A 19,397-nucleotide genomic window follows, 5' to 3' on the forward strand; every position below is an offset into this window, starting at 1 on the left:
GCTCCCTCACTCCGCCCGCGCCCCACGTCACTGTCGGCCGCACGCAACGCCCGGACAGACGCCCCATTTTGGGGCAAAGCCCCGCCACACAAGTCCCACGGGGCTTTCCGGCTTATATCGATTTGTTTTATCGATATATAAAAAATCAAAATTATATTTATACAACCCCCTTCCCTATAGTTCCGTCCGAACCGCGCCCACTCTCGCTTAGCGCGCGGACAGACCTTAGAGAAAGCCACACGTCATGAAGACCACGATTCTGGCCCGCCTGGGCCTCGCCGGCGCATGCGCCGCCATGGGCCTCGCCGCCACCACTGCACACGCACAAAGCAACGTCACCATTTACGGCCTGATCTCGGGCGGCGTGGGTTACGTGAGTAATCAAGGCGGCAGCAAGACGTGGCAGGCACTCTCGGGCACCAACCAGAATCCGCGCTGGGGCTTGCGTGGGTCGGAAGACCTCGGTAACGGCACCAAGGCCATCTTCACGCTCGAAGCCGGCTTCAACATCATGAACGGCACGGGTGCGCAGAACGGTCGCGCCTTCGGTCGCCAGTCGTTCGTCGGCCTCTCGGACAAGACCTGGGGCACGTTCACGCTGGGTCGCCAGTACGACACCATTCACGATTACGTCGGCCCGATCATCATTTCGAGCAACGGCGTGAACATTGGCGATAACGACAACGGGTACAACGATATCCGTATGCAGAACTCGGTGAAGTGGGTCAGCCCGACCGTGGGCGGCTTCCACGGCACGGCGCAATACGGCTTCTCGAACTCGGCCCTCGGCTTTCGCAACAACAACGCCTACAGCTTCGGCCTGGGCTACAAGTACGGCGACTTCGACTGGAACGCCGCCTACGCGCAATACAACAATCCGTTCAGCGGCACGAATAACGACGGCGCCATCGCCAACGATTACGCCAGCCCGCTGCTGATCTTCTCGAAGAGCGCCACGCGTGCGAACGTCTTCGCGAGCCAGCAGCGCATCTTCGCCACGGGCGGCTTCTATCGCTGGGGCCCGGCCCTCATCGGCGCGATGTTCTCGGACGTGCAATACATGTACCTCGACAACTCGCACCTGAATCTCCAGAACTACAACCTGACGCTCAACTACAACGTCACCCCGGCCCTGGTGCTGGGCGCCGCGTACGGTTTCACGGCAGGTAAATACGATGTGATCAACACGCGTCCGCAATGGCACCAGGTCAACCTGCAAGCCGACTACTGGCTGTCCAAGCGCACGGACGTCGCACTCACGCTCAACGCACAGCAAGCCGCAGGCGACGCGAAATATGCGCAACTGTTCGGCTACGCCGCGTCGAGCACCAAGCGTCAGATGGCCGTGACGCTGGGCATGCGCCACACGTTCTGATGCGCACAGCGCCTCTTATTGCTTTACGGGTTCGACCACATGACGACAATGAACGAACTGAATGACACGGGTAGCCCGGCCGAAGGCAGCCAGGGCCACGACATCGCGCGCCACCAGCCTAGCCGCCGCAGCTTCCTGCGTACGTCGCTCGCGGCGTCGCTCGCCACGCTTGGCGTGACGGGTGCCGGCAGCGCTTTCGCCGAACTCACCTCGACCGATGGCGCAACGCGTCTGGCGGCAGACGGCTCGCCGCGCCGCACGGTCATCATCGACTGCGACCCGGGTCAGGACGACGCGATCGCCATCCTGTTCGCCCTCGGCGCACACGACCAGATCGACCTGAAGGCGCTCACCACCGTCGGCGGCAACGTGCCGCTGAACCTGACCGAGCGCAACGCCCGTATCGTGCGCGACTGGGCCGACAAGACCCAAACGCTCCCGGTCTACGCCGGTTGCCCGAAGCCCCTCATGCGCGAGCTGATCACCGCCGCGAACGTGCATGGCCGCTCGGGTCTGGACGGTGTCACGCTGCACGAGCCACGCGGCCCGCTGGAAAAGCAGCACGCCGTGACGTACCTGATCGACACCCTGCGCGCCGCTGCGCCGGGTAGCGTAACGCTCGTCGGCATCGGCCCGCTGACCAACATCGCGACCGCCCTGACCGCTGCGCCGGAAGGCGCGAAGGCGCTGCGCGAAATCGTGATTATGGGCGGCGCGTGGTACCAGCGCGGCAACATCACGCCCGCGGCCGAGTTCAACATCTACGTCGACCCGGAAGCCGCGAGCATCGTGCTCGGCGCCGGTGTGCCCGTGACCGTGGTGCCGCGCGACGTCAGCGTCAAAGCACCGATCACGCCCGAGCGCATCGTGCCGTTGCGCGCCCTGAAGAATCGCTGCGGTCCGATCGTGGCAGACATCATGGCCGCCGAAGTCGCGTATCAGAAGGGACGTATCGGTGTGGAATCGGCGCCGATGTACGACCCGTGCACCGTCGCCTATCTCATCGACCCGACGATGTTCGGCGGACGTCGCGTGAACGTGGCCGTCGAGACGACGGGCCTGCTCACGCTGGGCGAAACGGTGGTGGACTGGAACGGCCGCTCGAAGCGTCCGGCGAACGCCATGTGGCTCACCGACGTGGACGCCGATCGCTTCTACGACACACTGCTCGCCCGGATCTCGCGTCTGCCGTAATCGGGCAGGGCAGCAGGAAAGCGCAGGACGAAGCAAAGCGCGGTGGCCCGTCATGCGACGCGGCCGCCGCGTTTTCACGTGGCGAGCGAGCGCGGGGCAACCGCCGTCACCGCGCCAGATGCCTGGCGATCCAGTCTCGGCAAGCGCTCACTTGCGGGCCGCGCTCCTTGCCGACGAGCGACATCAGCGCAACGGTGCGCGTGACGCGCGGCGCGACGACGTCGAGCGCAACGAGCACCGGGTCGTGCAGGTGCAGTGTGTAGAGCTTGGGCAGGATCGCCAGCGCGAGCGAGCTGCGCACCAACGCGTAGAGCGGTTCGGTGTACTCCATGCGGTACTTCGGTTCGAGCCGCAGATTGTGCGAGCCGCCGGTGCGTTGCAGGGAATCGCTGACGTTGCCGCGCACGAACACGGCGAGATCGCGCTCGGCGAGTTGTGACCAGGTGACGAACGCCTCCGAGGCGAGCGGATCGTCGCGGCGCGCCACGAGCACGATCTCGTCGTCGAACAGGTCGTCGCAACGAAAGCCTTCGGTGTTGGCCGCGTGGCCGGCTTCGTCGGCCTCGTCGCGAATCCCGACGCCGAGGTCGATTTCGCCGCGCGCAAGCGCTGCGACCAGTTCGCTGTTCGGCAGATCGGACAGCGCGAAACGCACATTCGGATGCGCCTCGCGCAGACTGCCGAGCACCGGCAGCAGCCGCGCAGCGACCGACGGAATGAAACCGATGCGCACCGTCTGGGCTTGCAGCGTGAAGGTGCTCGTCATGTCGTCGAAAGTCCCGCGTGCGGCGTTCAGCAGTCGTTCGGCCAGCGGCAGGATGGTGATGCCGGCCTCGGTCAGCGTCAGACGGTGCGCCGAGCGTTCGAACAAACGGCCGCCGAGCAGGAACTCGATTTGCCGGATGGCGGCGGTGAGCGCCGGTTGCGTGACCGAGAGCGCCTGCGCCGCCTGCGTGAAGCTGCGCGAGTGCGCAAGCGCCACGAAGTACTGCACCTGGCGCAGCGTGAGCGCAGGCAAGGGCAGCACCTGCGGCGCCGGGGTCGACGTGGACGCCCCCGACGAAGCAGGTGAAGCAGGTGAAGCGGGAGACGTTCCCGCCTCGGCAGCCTTGGATGCCCGCGACTCGCTGGTGCGGGCCGCAGTGTTCTCGGTACGACGGGACGAAGTCGCCATGGCGCGCTCCTGTGGTGACGTCATGATGGTGACGGCGGAACAACGATTTCGCGATGCCGCTGGCAATGATGGCTGGCGTGAATCGCGCGGACGGCGCGGACAGCCCGGATATCCCCGGAACCCGCGAGCGTCGCGAAGAATAGATTCGAATTATCGAATCATAAGTAATTTCATTTTTTATTTATAGTCGCGCGCACGTAAAGTGCCACGCAAAGACCTTCTATTCTTGGCTTATGCAGACTTCTTCTCCTGAGCGCGACACGGCGCCTTCGCTGTCCCCGGGCCACACTGCGACGGCGCAGGGCGGCTGGCTCGAGCGCCGCTTCGCCATCGCCGCACGCGGCTCCAGCGTGCGCACCGAAGTGCTGGCCGGCATCACCACATTCCTCGCTGCGGCCTATCTGCTCGTCGTGATTCCGTCACTGCTCGCCACCGGCGGCATGGACCGCGGTGCGGCCACCACGGCCGTGATGCTGGTCTTCGTGCTGTTCTCGGTGCTGATGGGCTTCTACGCGAATCTGCCGTTCGTGGTCGGTCCCGGCATTGGCGGGTCGGTGATCGTGGGCGTCACGCTCGCCGCCACCGAACACGTGGCCTGGCAAACCGGCATCGCCATCGCGTTCCTCTCCGGCGTGCTGTTCCTGCTGCTGACCGTAATCGGCGCACGCAGCGTGGTGGCGCGTCTGATTCCGACGGCCATCAAACTGGGTCTGGGCGCCTCCATCGGTCTGTTTATCGCCGTGCTCGGCGTGCGTAACGCGGGGATGGTGATCGCCAACGCGAAGACGAATGCGTTCGCGTTGGGCGACTTCAGCAAGCCGGGCACCATCGTCGCCCTGATCGGTCTGGGCGTAGCCGTGTTGCTGCAAGGCCGCAAGGTGCCGGGCGCGATCCTCTGGTCGATTCTCGTTGCCGCGCTGGCCGGTGTGCCGCTGGGCGTGACGAAGGTGCCCGAGTCGTTCATCTCGCTGCCGCACAGCATGGCGCCGGTGGCGTTCCAGCTCGATCTGAAAAGCGCGCTGACGATTGCGTCGCTGCCTTACCTGTTCGCGTTCTTCGCGGCGGAATTCTTCTCCACGCTGGGCACCACGCTCGCGGTCGGCGGCAAGGCCGGCCTGCTCGACGAGCACGGCAACATGCAGAACATCAACCGTCCGTTCCTCGTCGATTCGATCGCGGCGACCGGCGGCGCGCTGCTGGGCATTCCCGCGCTCACCGCGCTGGTCGAGTCCGCCGCCGGCGTCGAAGCCGGTGGCCGCACCGGCCTGACGTCGATCGCGGCTGCCGTGATGTTCGCGCTGGTGTGCTTCTTCGTGCCTGTGGCCCTGGCCATTCCCAAGGAAGCCACGGCCCCCGCGCTGATCCTGATCGGTCTGTCGATGTTCAGCACAATCCGACATGTGCCGTTCGACGACTTCAGCGACGCGTTCCCCGTGCTCGCCATGGTGCTGCTCACGCTGCTCTCGAACAGCTTCGGCACCGGGATTGCCGGCGGTCTGCTGTGCTATGTGCTGGTCAAGGCGTTGATGGGCCGCTTCAAGGAATTGCCGTGGGGACTGTATGTGCTGGCGTTGCCGCTGGCGTATTACTTCTGGACGGTCGTGGGACGTCACTGATACGTCGCTGATACGTCGCTGATCGAGGGCCGGTAATCGACGGCCGGTTATGGATATACGCGCCCGAAACCCAACCGGCACCGGCGGGTGCCAATGAAATCACCAAGACTAGACGTTATGACAGAGACACCGGGCCATGTGCCCGCCGCACGCACCGGCGTGCAGATTCAGGAGGCGCATCGCACGTTCTTCCGTGCGATGCCGAAAGTTGAATTGCACTGCCATTTGCTGGGCGCCGTGCGTCACGACACGTTCGTGGCGCTGGCAGAAAAGTCGAACGCACCGCTCGAGCGCGCGGAGATCGACAGCTTCTACACGCGTGGCGAAAAGCCCATCGGGGTACTGCGCGTGCTGCGCGCGCTCGACGAGTATTTGCTGACCTCGCCGGACGATCTGCATCGCATCGCCTACGAGTATCTGGCAGACGCCGCCGCGCACAACGTGCGCTACAGCGAGTTCTTCTGGAACCCGACGGGCACCGTTCGCACCTCGGGCATTCCGTATGCGAGCGCACAAGGCGCCATCGTGGCCGCCATTCGCGACGCCGAGCGCGATCACGGCATCGTCGGCCGTCTCATTCCGAGCATCGACCGTGAAGCCGATGCCCGCGAGGCCGTCGAGATGGTCGAGTGGATGCGCGCGCACCGTGCCGACGAAGTGATCGGCATTGGCATCGACTATCGCGAAAACGACCGTCCGCCGGAGCTGTTCTGGAAGGCCTATCGCAACGCGCGTCTGGCCGGTTTCAAGACAACGGCGCACGCGGGCGAATTCGGGACGCCCTGGACGAACGTCGAGACCGCCGTCGAGCTGCTCAAGTGCGATCGTATCGACCACGGCTACACCATCGTCGACGCGCCGGATTTCGCCCGTGAATGCGCCGAGCGCGGCATCGTCTTCACCGTGGTGCCGACGAATTCGTATTACCTGCGCACGCTCACGCCGGAGCGCTGGGCGGAAGATCACCCGATCCGCCGCATGCCGGGCCTCGGCCTGAAGCTTCACCCGAACACCGACGATCCGACGCTGCACAAGGTCAATCCGGCGCAGGCGTGGGAGCTGATGTACAGCCACTTCGGTTTTTCGCTCGACGACCTGCGCGGCTTCATGCAGAACGGTCTCGACGGCGCGTGGATCGACGACAGCACGCGACGTGCATGGCAGCGCCCTTTCGCGCAGGCGTTCGACGCCGCGCGCGACGCGCTCACCGAGTCGCTGGCGGCCTGACCCGCAGCAACGCTTTTCCTTGGTCTCACCCGACCTTGAGCCGCCTTCGGGCGGCTTTTTTTTGCCTGCCGACAAATAAAAAACAAAAGGTTCCGAATCAGACTGCGGAAATTGAAAGCCGGGAAATATCAGATTCATTCCCGATGATTCACCCCAAAACCGCAGCCCTGTCTATTCGCCGTAACGGCAACCGATTAACATTCGCCCGAATTACAACGATTATTGGGCGAAAGTATCATGCAACCGAATTTCCGCGCACCCCCCTACGGCACGGAACTCACTGACGCAGCAGCCCGGAGTTCGCAATCTCCGGGGATGTCGCAACGTCGACTCAACGATTTTCTCGACGCCTTCGGCCGCCGCAACGGGCTGTCCGGCTTACAGGCCCGAACGTCTCCCGGCGCGGGTGTGACGCTGGAGAACGGCGACGCGATCTATTTTCGCGCCAACGACTCGGTCGATACGTTCGACGTTTACTTCCGGATCGACGTGCCACCGGCAATGCTGAGTCGGCCTGAACTAATTAACTTGATAATTAAAAACTGCATTTCAGGAGACATATGTCCCCCGACGCTCTTTATTTCCGAGCCGGAGGGATTTTTGCTTTTCGGATTAACTGACATTGAATATGGTGATACGCCTGAAAATTCAGAGAACCGCATCAATGCCTGTTTTTCCGAATATCGAAACCTGGTTAAATTTTTAAGAAATGAGGTGAATTAGTTCATTATGTTGACCGTTCAGTCAAACATTGCACGCGTACATTCCACCGGCAATCTTCTGGAAATGGCGCTTAGCACCCAGTTTCTGAATCGGGCACGCGTTGCGAGCGAGCCCGACAACCAGACACTTGAACGGCAGGTGCAAATGGCGCCGGAACGGCCCATGCCCGCGTTGCGAATCGATGTGGGTTTGAGAACGCGCTCCGATTCGTTGGAATCGCTGCCCGACAGTGCGGCCTTCGATAAGTATCGGAGAGTGGATGCAGGCCGCAATCTCTTCGACTGCGAACCCTACTATCCGAAGGCGGCCGCGCGCGTGGAGTTCGAGCGCAAGTTGGGACAGGCGCTGTGCGATGAGCCGCAGATACGCGATATTGCACGGCGCATCCGTGAGCTGACCGGAACCCCCATGCGCTTCGAAGATTTCGACGACTTCGCCCGGGCCAAGATTCAGGCGGAGCGGGTGGGTATCGGTGGCGCGGACGAATGCCTGAACTCGCGGGACACGCTCGACGCCCACGTACTGGCAACCCTCATCAAAGCCGAAGCGCCGCAGTACGACGCTCCCGATGCACCCAACCCGAAACGGCGCCGCAATATGTTCAACGCCGCGCCGCACCCCGACAATCCAATGAATCCGTGGAACCTGCGCGAGTTCGACGTGCCGATTGCCGAGATCACTTCGCCCATCCAGATACCGGTCCGGATCAAGAAGGTCATGCAAGACCGATGGGAAACGCTGAGAGGAATTGCTGTCGACGCAGCGTCGTTCGGCGAAGCCCTCACACATTTGGGCGTCGGGCGCGTGTGCAATGAGGAGGGCAACTCGGCGACGAAGGACGTCGTGGCATACATGTTCAAATGCAACCCTGAAGAACGCCATCGCCTTCTGCACGATGTTCTCGACATTACATGGAGCACCGCGGAGTACACCAGTGACGAAGCGAACGGCCGCGATCTGAATCCGATCGGGTCGCATGTGCGTCAACACCGTACGGGTGATCGCTCGAACATGGTCAAGACTTCCGATCGCAGCGATCCGCAGATCGCCGGATTTGCGTTGGGGGCGATCGTGCACGACAAACCAGTCATCTCCGGTCCGAGCGGCCATACGCTGCGTTATCTGAATCACTACGCGCAGTGTCGGGAAATGGCGGCTTACTCGGGAGACGTGTCCGATTGGCCGTCACTGGCCGAGGCTCGCATGGTCATGATGGCGAACCTGATGCCGCCCAAGAACCATCACTCATATCACGAGATCATGTCGGCTTCGATCGGTGTGACCGACGGCAGTGAAATGCTTCACTACCGCGATCGCGCGACCTATGCCGACCTCAAGGATACGGCGCTCGGCGCGGACATGCTCTCGCGTCTGAAGGATGACGCGTTACGCGCATCCCCCACCCCGGAAAATCTCGAGTAAAACGAGGTTCGGGCGAGAGTCACGACTCGTCGCCCGAACTTTCGCTTTCGGTGTCGAGCGAGTAATCCAGCACGACGGGCTCATCGTAGGCGCGCAACGCCTGCGGTGCGCGGAGAAAACGATCGGCAATGGTCTGTGCTCGCCGTGCCGCCGCGTCCGGTGTCGCCGCCAATGTGGCCTGCGCGATGTGCTGGACTTCGTTCGCGAACGCCATGCCGATTCGGCGACTGCTGCGATGCAGCGCAAACCGTCCGTTGGCCGGATCGAACAGGCCGCCGTCCGTGCGATTTTCGGCTTCCACTTCGGCACATGCGGCGCACGGTACGAAGCGGCCAGCCATCGGTACGACGATCAACGTATCGGATGGCAGGTTCAACCGCGCGAGCGCATCGCGATGCCAGACCTCGGCATTTTCTGCGATTGCCGCCTCGATACACTGCTCGGCGTGCATGGTCTGCGTGATCCCGGGCGGCAACGACGAGAGCCGGGGCACGCCGTCCATGGGGGTGTGCACCACGAGATTACGAAATGTCGGTGCGGCATCCGCGGCGTCTCGCAGCACGTCACGCAACGTGTCGAAAGCGTCGTCGAGCTGACGCAGCGCGCTGTCCGTCGGGAGCGCTCCCTGCGCCGGCAGACCCACGCCCGCGGTAATTTCGACGCGCGCCGCCGCACGCCTGTCGCGCAGACCACGGCCGTCGACATAGTGATCCCTGAGTTTGGCAATGTCGCGCACACGCCGGGACATGATCATCGCATCCCAGTCGCGTTCATCGCCCGGCGCGGGGCGTCGTGGCGCGCCCGACATGAGGGTGTCGTCCGTCAGCGCGAGATGCAGGGCCTCACGAATGCGGTCGGCGTGGAAATTCGAGGCAATGTGCATGCGGCCGCCGAAAACGCTCGCCTGAACTTCAAGCGGATCGATTTGCAGTCGAGTCCGCATCGTCATGTTCACGGCGATGGCGATATGCCGCAGTGACTGAGCGACGCGATCGAAGCCGAGGTAGCGCTTTGGCGCGGGTGGCGCGATCGGTCGTCGAACGATCCGCGAAACCTCGGGCTGACTCAGCAAGTAGTACCGGGCCTCCGCCGGTGCCGACGCCTGCGGCACCGCCTGCCGTGCCACCACATCGGCACCATGACGCGCGATCACGTCTTCCAGCGCTTGCTCGGCTTGCGGGGCAAGCGGACGAGCGCCCCGCAGGGCATTGGCGACGATGGCGTTCTCGACGCGCTCAGCGTTGGCGGGCACGTAGGGGGCGCCCTGCGATATTTGACTGTGGGAAGACGAGTGCAGCATTCAGGGAAAGGAACCAGGTGGGGATTTTCGTCCGGACGACATTCGACGGCGCCCGTGGGGTGTACGCGCTTTCCGGCATTGCGGTCAAAGCGGCCGCGCAAATTCTACGGACAATCCTGGTGAGCGCTTCTGAATTTGCACCGCGACTTGTCGTGCAGCTTCGCAGCGGACGACGGCACACCTCTGAAGGTGGTGCTTCCGGCGGCCCATAAAAAACCGCCGGCCTTGACGGTCCGGCGGCGGCGCATCGCTTGGGGTCGATGCGTGGATATTGCGGTGTTGCGGTGCTACAGAACGACTGTGCTGCGAAGACGCCGGATTACGAACGGTTGTCTTGGGCGAACACGATGTGCTCGCTCAGTTGCGCACGCACGTCGGCACGGGTCAGCGAGTCGGCCGGCGCTTCGATGGCGGCTTGCGCTTGCGTTGCCGTCACCAGCGGCGCACCGGTTTCGGTCTGGCTCAGTTGACCGTTCGCGGCGGCCTGCACCAGTTCGGCACGCACTTCGGCACGGGAAACCTGGCTTTGTGTGGCCACTTGCAGATCGGGGGCGTTGTCATCGTAACGGGCGTCGGCGAAAGCAGAGGCCGAAACAAGCGAAGCAGCGGCGACAACGGCGGCAAGGATACGGGTGTTCATGGTCATACTCCTGTCAATTTGGTTGATTTCGTCTCAAACAGCTAGCGTTCGGGGCATCGGCAGCAGGGAGGCCGGGGGGCACTTCGTTTTGCTGCGTTGCGGTGTCCGTCGCGTTGGCATGAGTGAATCTTAGGGAAAACCCGTGGTTTTTTCGCAACTGAGCGTCTACGAAATGCAACCGATCGTCCGATTCGAAAAATCGATTGAAAATCAACCACTTAACGCCGTTGAACTGGATATATGGCGCCTATCTGACGCGCTTCAGGCGGGATTCCGACGGGAAATGCCGCGGCGCGCAACAGCGTGTTTGATCCGAAGGGGTTTATTGCAAAGTGCGCCAGCAGTAGAGTGACAACATGATGAAGTTGGTCGACATCGTGACTCGCAAGGTGCGCCGCACCGCAGACGATGCCGGCTCATACAGGAGCATTCCCATGGCTGCCCTCGGTTCCTTCCTTTTGCTGGCGAGCGCCTCGCTGCTCACCGCCTCGTATCTGCGCAGCCGTGCCGCCCGTTCGCGTCGTGAGCAAGCTCGCGTGCGCGTGACGCGTCGCTGATCACCGGAGGTCGGGAGTCGACCCGGCGGTTTCGCCGGTCGCGACGAAGAATCTGCTTCGTCAGCCTTTGATTATTTCGTTTTCAGCAATGCGTCCTTATCCGGGAACGCATTTTTCTCCTTGTTACGCGCGCGTAAATTGGCGGCAATGACGGCGCCCATGGTGGACGTCTCGCCAGACAGGAGAAATGAAAATGAAACAGGTTCTGATCGCTTCGACGATTGCTGCCGCGCTGCTCGGTGCAGCCGCCATGACGAACGCTAACGCCGCCGAGAACACGCAACCGGCCGCACAACCCCAGCAAGCCCAGCAGCAGGCCCAGGTGCAGGTGCAGGCACAACCGGGTCCGGTGGCCGCCCAGCAAGGCACGGTCGTCTCGCCGGTGTACGAAGTTCCGGGTCGCGTGAATCGCGCCGGCTCGATCTACTTCGGCCAGTAAGTGCTCGCAAGCGTCGACGAGCGCCAGCGTTAAAAAAACACGGCAAGCCGGGGAGCCATCCGCCGGCCTGCCGTGGTTCCGATTTCCGGAACGTCCCCCACATGCGCCTCAAGCTCCCCTCAGCGCCCTCAGTAAGTCCGCTTCATCGCCTTCGCACACGCTGCTGACAGGCATCCGACCGCCAGCACGTACACCGCGATCCACCACGGCTTGTGACCGCCGTATTCGAGCAGCGTCGCCGCCACCAACGGTGTGATCGAGCTGGAGACGATGCCCGAGACCTGATACACGACCGAGATGCCGGTGTAGCGCACCCGTGTGTCGAAGAGCTCGCAGAACATCGACGCTTCCGGTCCGTACACGAACGCATACACCACGCCCAGCGGCACGATCACCGCCAGCGACACCCACCAGACGCTCGACGAGTAGTGCATGACCGCCAGCGCCGGGATCGCCGACACGCCGCATGCCAGCGCACCACCGGCGAACACCCGTCGGCGGCCGATACGGTCGGAGAGCTTCGACGCGTAGGGAATCGTCACGACCAGCACCGCCGCAGCGAGCGTGACGGCCAGCAGAATCGGCGTCTTCGGAAAATGCAGCGTGCCGACGAGATACGAGATCGCGAATACCGCGTAGACGTTGAACACCACGCCGTCGATATAACGCGCGCCCCAGCCGAGCAGGACATTGCGCCGGTAGTCGCGCACGATCTCCGAGAGCGGCACATGGGCCACGTGCTGACTGTCCTTGATGCGCGCGAACTCGGGCGTCTCCAGCACCCGCAGCCGGATGAACATGCCGACCGCCACGAGCACCAGACTGAGCATGAACGCGAGACGCCAGCCCCACGACATGAACTGCGCGTCGGTCAGCGTTGACGAAAGCAGCGCGACCACCCCCGTCGACAGACACAGCCCGACAGCCAGCCCGATCTGCGGATATGCCGCGAACTGCCCGCGTTTGTCGCGCGGCGCGTATTCGAACGCCATCAACACCGCACCGCCCCATTCGCCGCCCAAACCGATGCCTTGCAGCAGCCGCAGAAACAGCAGGATCAGCGGCGCAGCAATGCCGATGCTGTCGTAAGTCGGCACGAGTCCGATCAGGAACGTCGACACGCCCATGATGGAGAGCGTGACGATCAGCAGTGGCTTGCGTCCGATCCGGTCGCCGAAGTGACCGAAGAGAATGCCGCCGAGCGGACGCGTGGCGAAACCCACGGCGTAGACGGTGTAAGCGAGCGCGGTCGCCACGAAGGCGTCGCCGCTGGGAAAGAAAAGTTTGTTGAAGACGAGGCCGGTAATGGTCCCGTACAGAAAGAAGTCATACCACTCGACGGTCGTGCCGATCAGGCTGGCCAGCGCGACTGTGCGCACCGCTTTTTCGGCGTTGACGGCATCCCGCGCGCCAACCCCGGTGAGAACCTGTTCCATTGCGCCTCCTGTTGATGCGCCGCGCCACGGCGGCGCGCTGCGACGCGCCGGTCTGCACCGGGCGTCTGTCTCCTGGATGTCTCGATACCGCGATATCGGCACGCGGCTGTTTTTTTGATGATGGGTGTTGCGGGGACTGCGGGTAAGACTCGAAAACACGCATGCGTCGTCATGACGCGATAACGCACACGAAAACCGCCATACCGGCGTCGATCAGGCAACGACGCCAATGAAGTTGCGACCGCGCGGACCGTCGAGTGCCGCGGCGATCATCGCGCTGGATTCCGGCTCGCTCACGCCGTACGCGGAGAATTCCGTCGCCACACCCAGCCCGTTGAGGAACGCCGTGAGCACATCGGGCGCCCCCGCGACATCGCCATCGAACACTTGCGCGAGCACGGCGTCGCGGTCGGCACGGCGCCCGATCGCCAGACGCATCACCGCCGGCAACGTGAACGAGCAGGCGATACCGTGCGGCAAACCGTAGCGAATCGTCATGTCGTACGAAATCGAGTGCGCGAGCGCCGTCTTCGTATTCGAGAACGCCATGCCTGCCTGAAGCGCGGCGAGCGCCGCCTGCGTACGCAGCGCCATGTCGTGCGGCAACGCCATGAGCTTCGGCAGCACGTACATCATGTTGCGTGCGGCCGCCACGGCGAACGTGTCGGAAACCGGATTGGCGTTGACGTTCCAGATCGCTTCGAGCGCATGCGAGAGGGCGTCGAGACCGCTTTGCAGCGTGACGGCGCGCGGCAGCGAGCGTGTCAGATGCGGATCGACGATCGCCGCCTCCGGCCACGTCTCGGGCAGATGCAGCGAGTATTTCTTGCGCTTCACGTGACGATCCCACAGCGTGGCCCACGGCGTGACTTCGCTGCCGGTGCCTGCGGTCGTCGGGATCGTGATGAGACGCTTGGTGCGCGTAGGCCGGAAGGCGCCCCCGGCATCGAGCGCATCGACGAGGGTGGCGAAACGATCGTCGTCGCCCGCCACCATCAACAGCTTGGCCGTGTCGAGCGCACTGCCGCCACCCAGCGCCACGATCACTTCGCACTGCGCGTAACGACGCCAGAAGTCGCCGTACATCGGCGCGAGTTCGCGCACATCCGGGTTCGGGCTGACTTGATCGATCACCCCTGCGAGGCGCTGACCGAGCAACGCTTCGATCTGTCCGGTCATGCCGAGCGCACGCGCTTCGGGCATGGTGACGAGCACCGCGCGGTGGTGGCCAACGAGTTCGGGCAAATGGGCGAGGGCGCCCGCACCGAAGTGGACGTCGACCGGATTGTGAAAACGCGAACGTGCATTCATGGTGAGGACGGTGCCGCAGCGCCCGAAGACATTGCGATCGATTGACGAAGATTGAGCTGGATTATGGTCAGCGCCGTCCTATACTTCCAATTCACATTTTTTCGCCAATCTATTGGCAAAACCTATACCTCGTCACGGGAGCGTCACCGATGCGAATGACCCAGTTGCGCTCGTTTCATGCGGCGGCGCACCACGGCAGCGTCACGCGTGCGGCGCAGGCGCTGCATGTGAGCCAGCCCACGATGACCACGCAGATTCGTGCGCTGGAAGAGACCTACGGCGTCGAGCTGTTCTACCGTCATGGCAGGGGACTGACGCTCACGCCGACCGGCAAGGCGCTCTATGCGGTGAGTCTGCGCATCTTCTCCGACGAGGTCGAAGCGCTTGGCCTGCTCAAGGAACACGGCGGGCTGCGCACGGGCGAATTGCGTCTGGGGGCGGTCGGGCCGCATCACGCCATGGAGATCGTGGCGGCCTTCCAGCCGCGCTTTCCGGGCATCCGCATTTCCATGCGGCCGGGCAATTCGGAGGAGATGATCGAGAGCCTGCTGGTGTACCAGACGGACGTCGCCGTGCTCGCGCGCTATCACGACGATGGGCGTCTGCACGCGGTGCCTTATCGCACGCATCCTGTAGTGCTGCTGGTGCCGAGCACGCACCGCTTCGCACAACGCCGCAGCGTGAAACTCGCCGAGCTCGCGGACGAGCCGATGCTCATGCGCGAGCCGGGATCGACCACGCGTCACGCGCTCGAAGCGGCATTGCAGGAGGCCGGGGTCACGCCAAACGTCACCATGGAGATCGGCAGCCGCGAAGCGATTCGCGAAGCCGTGATATTGGGGCTAGGCATTGCTGCGGTGTCCGCGCGTGAGCATACGCCCGACGAGCGGTTGGCCACGGTCGCGATCCGCGACGCGCGCGTGGAAACCACCACCGTCATCGTGTGTCTGGCGGAACGGCGCGAGTCGCGCGTGATCGCTGCGTTTCTGGAGGTCGTGGCGGGACTGGTGTGATGCCGAAAGGCATCGCGGGAACGACGCGAGGGCAGCCGCTCGATAGGGCTGCCCTCGGAAGGCTTCAACTCTTACAGGTACTGACTTGCTGCGAGCACGACGGCCGAGGCGACGAGGCAGTAAATGCCGAACAGATACCAGCGGCCGTGTTCGAGCCAGCGCGACAACCAGCGCAGCGCCACGAGGCCGGCGAGAAAGCTGAACACCATGCCGACGAGGCTCGGCGTGAGCACCGACATGAAGTGACCGGAGAACGTTTGCGCGCCGCCCGATTTGTACAGACGGTAAGCCTCTTTGACGATCACCGGCGGCGTGAGCACCACGGCCAGTGCGAAGCTGAATTCTTCGACACGTACCTTGTCCAGGCCGCGCAGCATGCCCGTCGAGATGGTCGAGCCCGAGCGCGAGAAGCCGCGGAAGGGCAGGCAAATGCCCTGCACCGCGCCGATCCAGGCGGAATCGGCACCCCGCATCGGACGATCCCCCATCGGCGCACGCTTGCGGCCCGAGATCAGGATCAGAATGCCGGCCATCGCGAGACCGGCCGAGATGATGTACAGGTTGCCGAACAGATGCTCGATCTCGGCATGCTCGGAGCCGCGCATCAGCACCTTCTCGATGAAGAACATCAGCGCCAGACCGATCACGCCGGTGAAAGCCGTCGCAATGATGACCTGCTTCGCGTTGTGGATGAAATCGTGTTTCGACGAGAAATAACGTTCGCGCCACGACTTCCAGAAATAGACGATGACGGCGAGCATCGTGCCGGTATGCAGCATGACGAGCAACAACGTCATGGCCGGCGACGACGGATCGAGGCCCATCAGCTTCTCGGCCATGATCACGTGCGCCGAGCTCGACACGGGAAGCAGCTCCGCCACGCCTTGCACGATGGCGAGCACAAGCACTTGCAGATAATCCATGCGCAATCCTTGGGAAATGGGCAAGGACAGTACGCCGTCATTGTGACTTTTTCGTGACAGTCACATGACCGCGGCGCCGGTCGCCTGCCCTCAACCGGCTGCCGCGCATGATACTCCGACAGAATTGGCAGGCAATGAGGTTGCCAGGGGCGGCGCCAAAAACCGGGCCGCAAGTCGACGCGATCTGATGCAACGATTCGCGGCCTCGCGTCGGTGCCTTCGTCAGCGTTTTCGTCAGCGCCGCGCGCGCTTACTTGCGCAGCGCCTGATCCAGATCCGCGAGCAGATCGTCGATGTGCTCGATACCGATGGACAGACGCACCGTCTCCTCGCTCACCCCCGCCTTGCGCAATTCCTCCGGCGACAGTTGACGGTGCGTGGTCGACGCCGGGTGCGTGGCGAGCGACTTGGCGTCGCCGATGTTGACCAGACGCGTGAAGAGTTGCAGTGCGTCCTGAAACGCCGCACCGGCGGCACGTCCGCCCTTTACACCGAAGGTGAGAATGCCCGGCCCGCGTCCCGACAGGTATTTCTTTACGAGCGCGTGATCCGGATGCTCCGGCAGCCCCGCGTAATTCACCCATTCCACCTTCGGGTGGGTCTTGAGGAACTGCGCGACCTTCAGCGCGTTGTCGGTAATGCGGTCCAGACGCAGCGCGAGCGTCTCGATGCCCTGGAGGATCTGGAAGGCGTTGAACGGGGAGATGGCGGCACCGGTGTTACGCAGCGGCACCACACGGGCGCGGCCGATGTAGGCTGCCGGGCCGAAGGCTTCCGTGTACACCACGCCGTGATAGCTCACGTCCGGCTCGTTGAGTCGCTTGAAACGCTCCTTGTGCTCCGCCCACGGGAATTTACCGGAGTCGACGATCGCGCCACCCAGGCTCGTTCCGTGTCCGCCGAGGTACTTCGTCAGCGAATGCACCACGATGTCGGCGCCATGCTCGAACGGACGCAGCAAATACGGCGACGTCACCGTGTTGTCGATGATGAGCGGAATGCCATGACGATGCGCAATCCCGGCGAGCTTCGCGATATCGGTGATGTTGCCCAGCGGGTTGCCGACCGACTCCGCGAAGATGGCCTTGGTCTTTGCGTCGATGAGCGGCTCGAAGGATTCCGGTTCGCGCGGATCGGCAAAGCGGGTGGTGATGCCCGAGAGCGGCAGCGTGTGCGCCAGCAGGTTGTAGGTGCCGCCGTAGAGCGTGCTGGCCGCGACGATGTTATCGCCCGCTTCGGCAATCGTCTGAATGGCATAAGTGACGGCGGCCTGACCGGACGCGAGCGCCAGCGCGGCCACACCGCCTTCGAGGGCGGCGACGCGCTGCTCCAGCACGTCCTGCGTCGGATTCATGATGCGGGTGTAGATGTTGCCCGGCACCTTGAGGTCGAACAGGTCTGCGCCATGCTGCGTATCGTCGAAGGCGTAGGCCACCGTCTGATAGATCGGGACGGCCACGGCGCGCGTAGTCGGATCGGGGCGGTAGCCGCCGTGCACGGCCAGCGTCTCGAGTCGCCATTGCGGGGCTTGCGATGTTGCGTCGTTGTTGTCGGTCTTGTCAGTCATGCCGAATGTCTCCGGATAAGCGTTTCATCGGTTAGGTATCCGATGGCATTCTAATCGGTGGCATGCGGCGGCCTTATCTCCGATTGGCGGATGCTTAGCGCCTGATACGACGAATCGCTCGCAACCATTCGTAATATCGCGAAAGACACAGGGGACGTTGCGCGCGCTATCGTGCGTGCAGTAGCGGCACCGAGACGAGTCGCCGCACGTTCCGGGAGGGTTTCCCATGCCATTGCGTTTCGCCGCGCGCACGCGCCGCCCCATCTCCTCGTTCGCTTTCGCCCTCGCATGCCTGTCGTTCGCCGGGCTCGGCTTATCCAGTGGCAACGCGAACGCACAGGAGAAGATCAGCATCGCCTCGCTGGATACGGACGGCAACGGCGCGCCCGTGATGATCGACGCCTATCTGTTCCGAGCCGCCAACCCCAGCGGCCCGACACCCGCCGTCGTCTTCATGCACGGCTGCAATGGCATGTTCTCGCGCAAGGGCACGATCGCGCCTCGCGAACTGGACTGGGCGCACCGATTCAATGCGCAGGGCTATGCGGTGTTGATGGTGGACAGCTTCACGTCGCGCGGGCAAGGCAGCGAGTGTGTTCGCGGCGGGCCGGTCCGGCCGTGGGTCGAGCGTCCGCGCGACGCCTACGGGGCACTGCGCTATCTGCAATCGCTGCCCGGCATTCGCGCCGATCGCATCGCTTTGATGGGGTGGTCGCACGGCGGTGGCACCACGCTGTTCTCTATCGGCCCCAAGCGTCCCGGCCGGACGCAGGATGCGACGTCTGCCCCGGACTTCGTCGCGGCCGTCGCCTTCTATCCGGGCTGGTGCAACGCCAGGGCGCAGGGCGCGAACTGGACGACGAAGATTCCGTTGCTGCTGCTCACGGGCGCGGACGACGTCTGGACCAAAGCCGCGCCGTGCGAGGCCTTCGTGAAGGACGTCACGGCGCAAGGCGCCCCGATCACGCTCCACATCTATCCGGGGGCGTATCACGATTTCGATGCGCCGAATCTGCCGGTTCGCGCACGCACCGAATTCACGAATCCGAAAACCCACGTCGTGCCGATTACCGGCACCCAGCCCGAAGCGCGAGACGATGCCATTGCGCGCGTCACCGCATTTTTGGCGAAGGCATTTGGCGGGTGAATTTCCTGGAGAATTCGCTCCTGCCATCGATGGATGGCCGCAATGACTTGCCCCGCGGTCGTTTGCGGGCATTCGCATGACAGTTGTCCACCGGCCACCCACAGCTTACTCACAGAAGACGCGGGGATTTCCACAGGAAATCCACCGGCTTACCCCCGGTTGTTCAAGGCATATCCACCACATATCCACGGGATATCCACCGATTATCCCCATCGATTCGGTGACTTTTCCCTGAGCTTTCCACCGGCTATCCCCCGATCATCCACAGGGTTGCCCACAGGCGTGGCACAGCTTGTTCACAGCGTTATCGACAGACTTGTCCACAGCCGCCGT

At 63.4% G+C, this 19,397-nt stretch carries 17 protein-coding genes; 10 read left to right on the forward strand and 7 right to left on the reverse strand.

The features are described from left to right. Positions 1–244 precede the first annotated feature (244 nt). The gene (locus ACIPHM_RS17450) at positions 245–1,375 is read left to right on the forward strand and encodes a porin (RefSeq protein WP_400330636.1); all 1,131 of its coding nucleotides are present in this window, start codon (positions 245–247) and stop codon (positions 1,373–1,375) included. Positions 1,376–1,423: 48 nt separating this feature from the next. Further along, positions 1,424–2,569: a nucleoside hydrolase gene (locus ACIPHM_RS17455; protein ID WP_400330639.1), complete on the forward strand. Its 1,146-nt coding sequence runs from the start codon at positions 1,424–1,426 to the stop codon at positions 2,567–2,569. Between the two features lie 106 nt (positions 2,570–2,675). On the opposite strand, the gene ACIPHM_RS17460 is transcribed toward ACIPHM_RS17455, so the two are convergent. After that, positions 2,676–3,743 (reverse strand): LysR family transcriptional regulator, encoded by a 1,068-nt coding sequence (locus tag ACIPHM_RS17460; protein ID WP_400330642.1) that lies wholly within the window; start codon positions 3,741–3,743, stop codon positions 2,676–2,678. Between the two features lie 233 nt (positions 3,744–3,976). Here ACIPHM_RS17460 and ACIPHM_RS17465 point away from each other — a divergent pair, with 233 nt between their 5' ends. The 4 genes from ACIPHM_RS17465 to ACIPHM_RS17480 all read left to right on the forward strand — a co-directional run bounded on the left by ACIPHM_RS17465 (position 3,977) and on the right by ACIPHM_RS17480 (position 8,731). Next, positions 3,977–5,359, forward strand: a complete 1,383-nt coding sequence (locus ACIPHM_RS17465; protein ID WP_400330645.1) for an NCS2 family permease — start codon at positions 3,977–3,979, stop codon at positions 5,357–5,359. Between the two features lie 117 nt (positions 5,360–5,476). Beyond that, positions 5,477–6,586: an adenosine deaminase gene (locus tag ACIPHM_RS17470; RefSeq protein WP_400330647.1), complete on the forward strand. Its 1,110-nt coding sequence runs from the start codon at positions 5,477–5,479 to the stop codon at positions 6,584–6,586. Between the two features lie 237 nt (positions 6,587–6,823). Continuing rightward, complete coding sequence (locus ACIPHM_RS17475) at positions 6,824–7,309, forward strand: hypothetical protein (RefSeq protein WP_400330650.1); 486 nt, start codon at positions 6,824–6,826, stop codon at positions 7,307–7,309. A gap of 162 nt (positions 7,310–7,471) precedes the next feature. Then, complete coding sequence (locus ACIPHM_RS17480; protein WP_400330652.1) at positions 7,472–8,731, forward strand: hypothetical protein; 1,260 nt, start codon at positions 7,472–7,474, stop codon at positions 8,729–8,731. 19 nt (positions 8,732–8,750) lie between these two features. On the opposite strand, the gene ACIPHM_RS17485 is transcribed toward ACIPHM_RS17480, so the two are convergent. After that, entirely contained in the window at positions 8,751–9,983 is a 1,233-nt protein-coding gene (locus ACIPHM_RS17485; RefSeq protein ID WP_400330654.1) for a hypothetical protein, read from the reverse strand. Positions 9,984–10,350: 367 nt separating this feature from the next. Beyond that, entirely contained in the window at positions 10,351–10,671 is a 321-nt protein-coding gene (locus tag ACIPHM_RS17490; protein WP_400330656.1) for a DUF4148 domain-containing protein, read from the reverse strand. Positions 10,672–11,105: 434 nt separating this feature from the next. On the opposite strand from ACIPHM_RS17490, the gene ACIPHM_RS17495 reads away from it, so the two are divergent. Together ACIPHM_RS17495 and ACIPHM_RS17500 are read left to right on the forward strand one after the other, a co-directional pair. Then, positions 11,106–11,228 carry a hypothetical protein gene (locus ACIPHM_RS17495; protein WP_400330658.1) on the forward strand — a complete coding sequence of 41 codons (123 nt, stop codon included), beginning with the start codon at positions 11,106–11,108 and terminating at the stop codon, positions 11,226–11,228. A gap of 193 nt (positions 11,229–11,421) precedes the next feature. After that, a complete protein-coding gene (locus tag ACIPHM_RS17500; protein WP_400330660.1) occupies positions 11,422–11,667 on the forward strand; it encodes a hypothetical protein in 246 nt (81 codons plus the stop codon). Between the two features lie 128 nt (positions 11,668–11,795). Here ACIPHM_RS17500 and ACIPHM_RS17505 read toward each other — a convergent pair whose 3' ends face one another. Together ACIPHM_RS17505 and psrA are read right to left on the reverse strand one after the other, a co-directional pair. Further along, positions 11,796–13,103, reverse strand: a complete 1,308-nt coding sequence (locus ACIPHM_RS17505; protein WP_400330662.1) for an MFS transporter — start codon at positions 13,101–13,103, stop codon at positions 11,796–11,798. Between the two features lie 213 nt (positions 13,104–13,316). After that, positions 13,317–14,414: an iron-containing alcohol dehydrogenase PsrA gene (psrA, locus tag ACIPHM_RS17510; protein WP_400330664.1), complete on the reverse strand. Its 1,098-nt coding sequence runs from the start codon at positions 14,412–14,414 to the stop codon at positions 13,317–13,319. 149 nt (positions 14,415–14,563) lie between these two features. Between psrA and ACIPHM_RS17515 the strand changes: the two genes are divergently transcribed. Next, a complete protein-coding gene (locus ACIPHM_RS17515) occupies positions 14,564–15,427 on the forward strand; it encodes a LysR substrate-binding domain-containing protein (protein WP_400330666.1) in 864 nt (287 codons plus the stop codon). A 71-nt stretch (positions 15,428–15,498) separates the two neighbouring features. Here ACIPHM_RS17515 and ACIPHM_RS17520 read toward each other — a convergent pair whose 3' ends face one another. Both ACIPHM_RS17520 and ACIPHM_RS17525 read right to left on the reverse strand, forming a co-directional pair. Continuing rightward, positions 15,499–16,350: an undecaprenyl-diphosphate phosphatase gene (locus ACIPHM_RS17520; RefSeq protein WP_400330669.1), complete on the reverse strand. Its 852-nt coding sequence runs from the start codon at positions 16,348–16,350 to the stop codon at positions 15,499–15,501. 250 nt (positions 16,351–16,600) lie between these two features. Next, positions 16,601–17,917, reverse strand: a complete 1,317-nt coding sequence (locus ACIPHM_RS17525; protein ID WP_400330672.1) for an O-acetylhomoserine aminocarboxypropyltransferase/cysteine synthase family protein — start codon at positions 17,915–17,917, stop codon at positions 16,601–16,603. 226 nt (positions 17,918–18,143) lie between these two features. On the opposite strand from ACIPHM_RS17525, the gene ACIPHM_RS17530 reads away from it, so the two are divergent. Continuing rightward, positions 18,144–19,064, forward strand: coding sequence for a dienelactone hydrolase family protein (locus tag ACIPHM_RS17530; RefSeq protein ID WP_400330675.1), 921 nt, complete (start codon positions 18,144–18,146; stop codon positions 19,062–19,064). Positions 19,065–19,397: the final 333 nt, after the last annotated feature.

It is taken from the genome of Pandoraea sp. NPDC087047 (assembly GCF_044745225.1).
GTDB lineage: Bacteria > Pseudomonadota > Gammaproteobacteria > Burkholderiales > Burkholderiaceae > Pandoraea.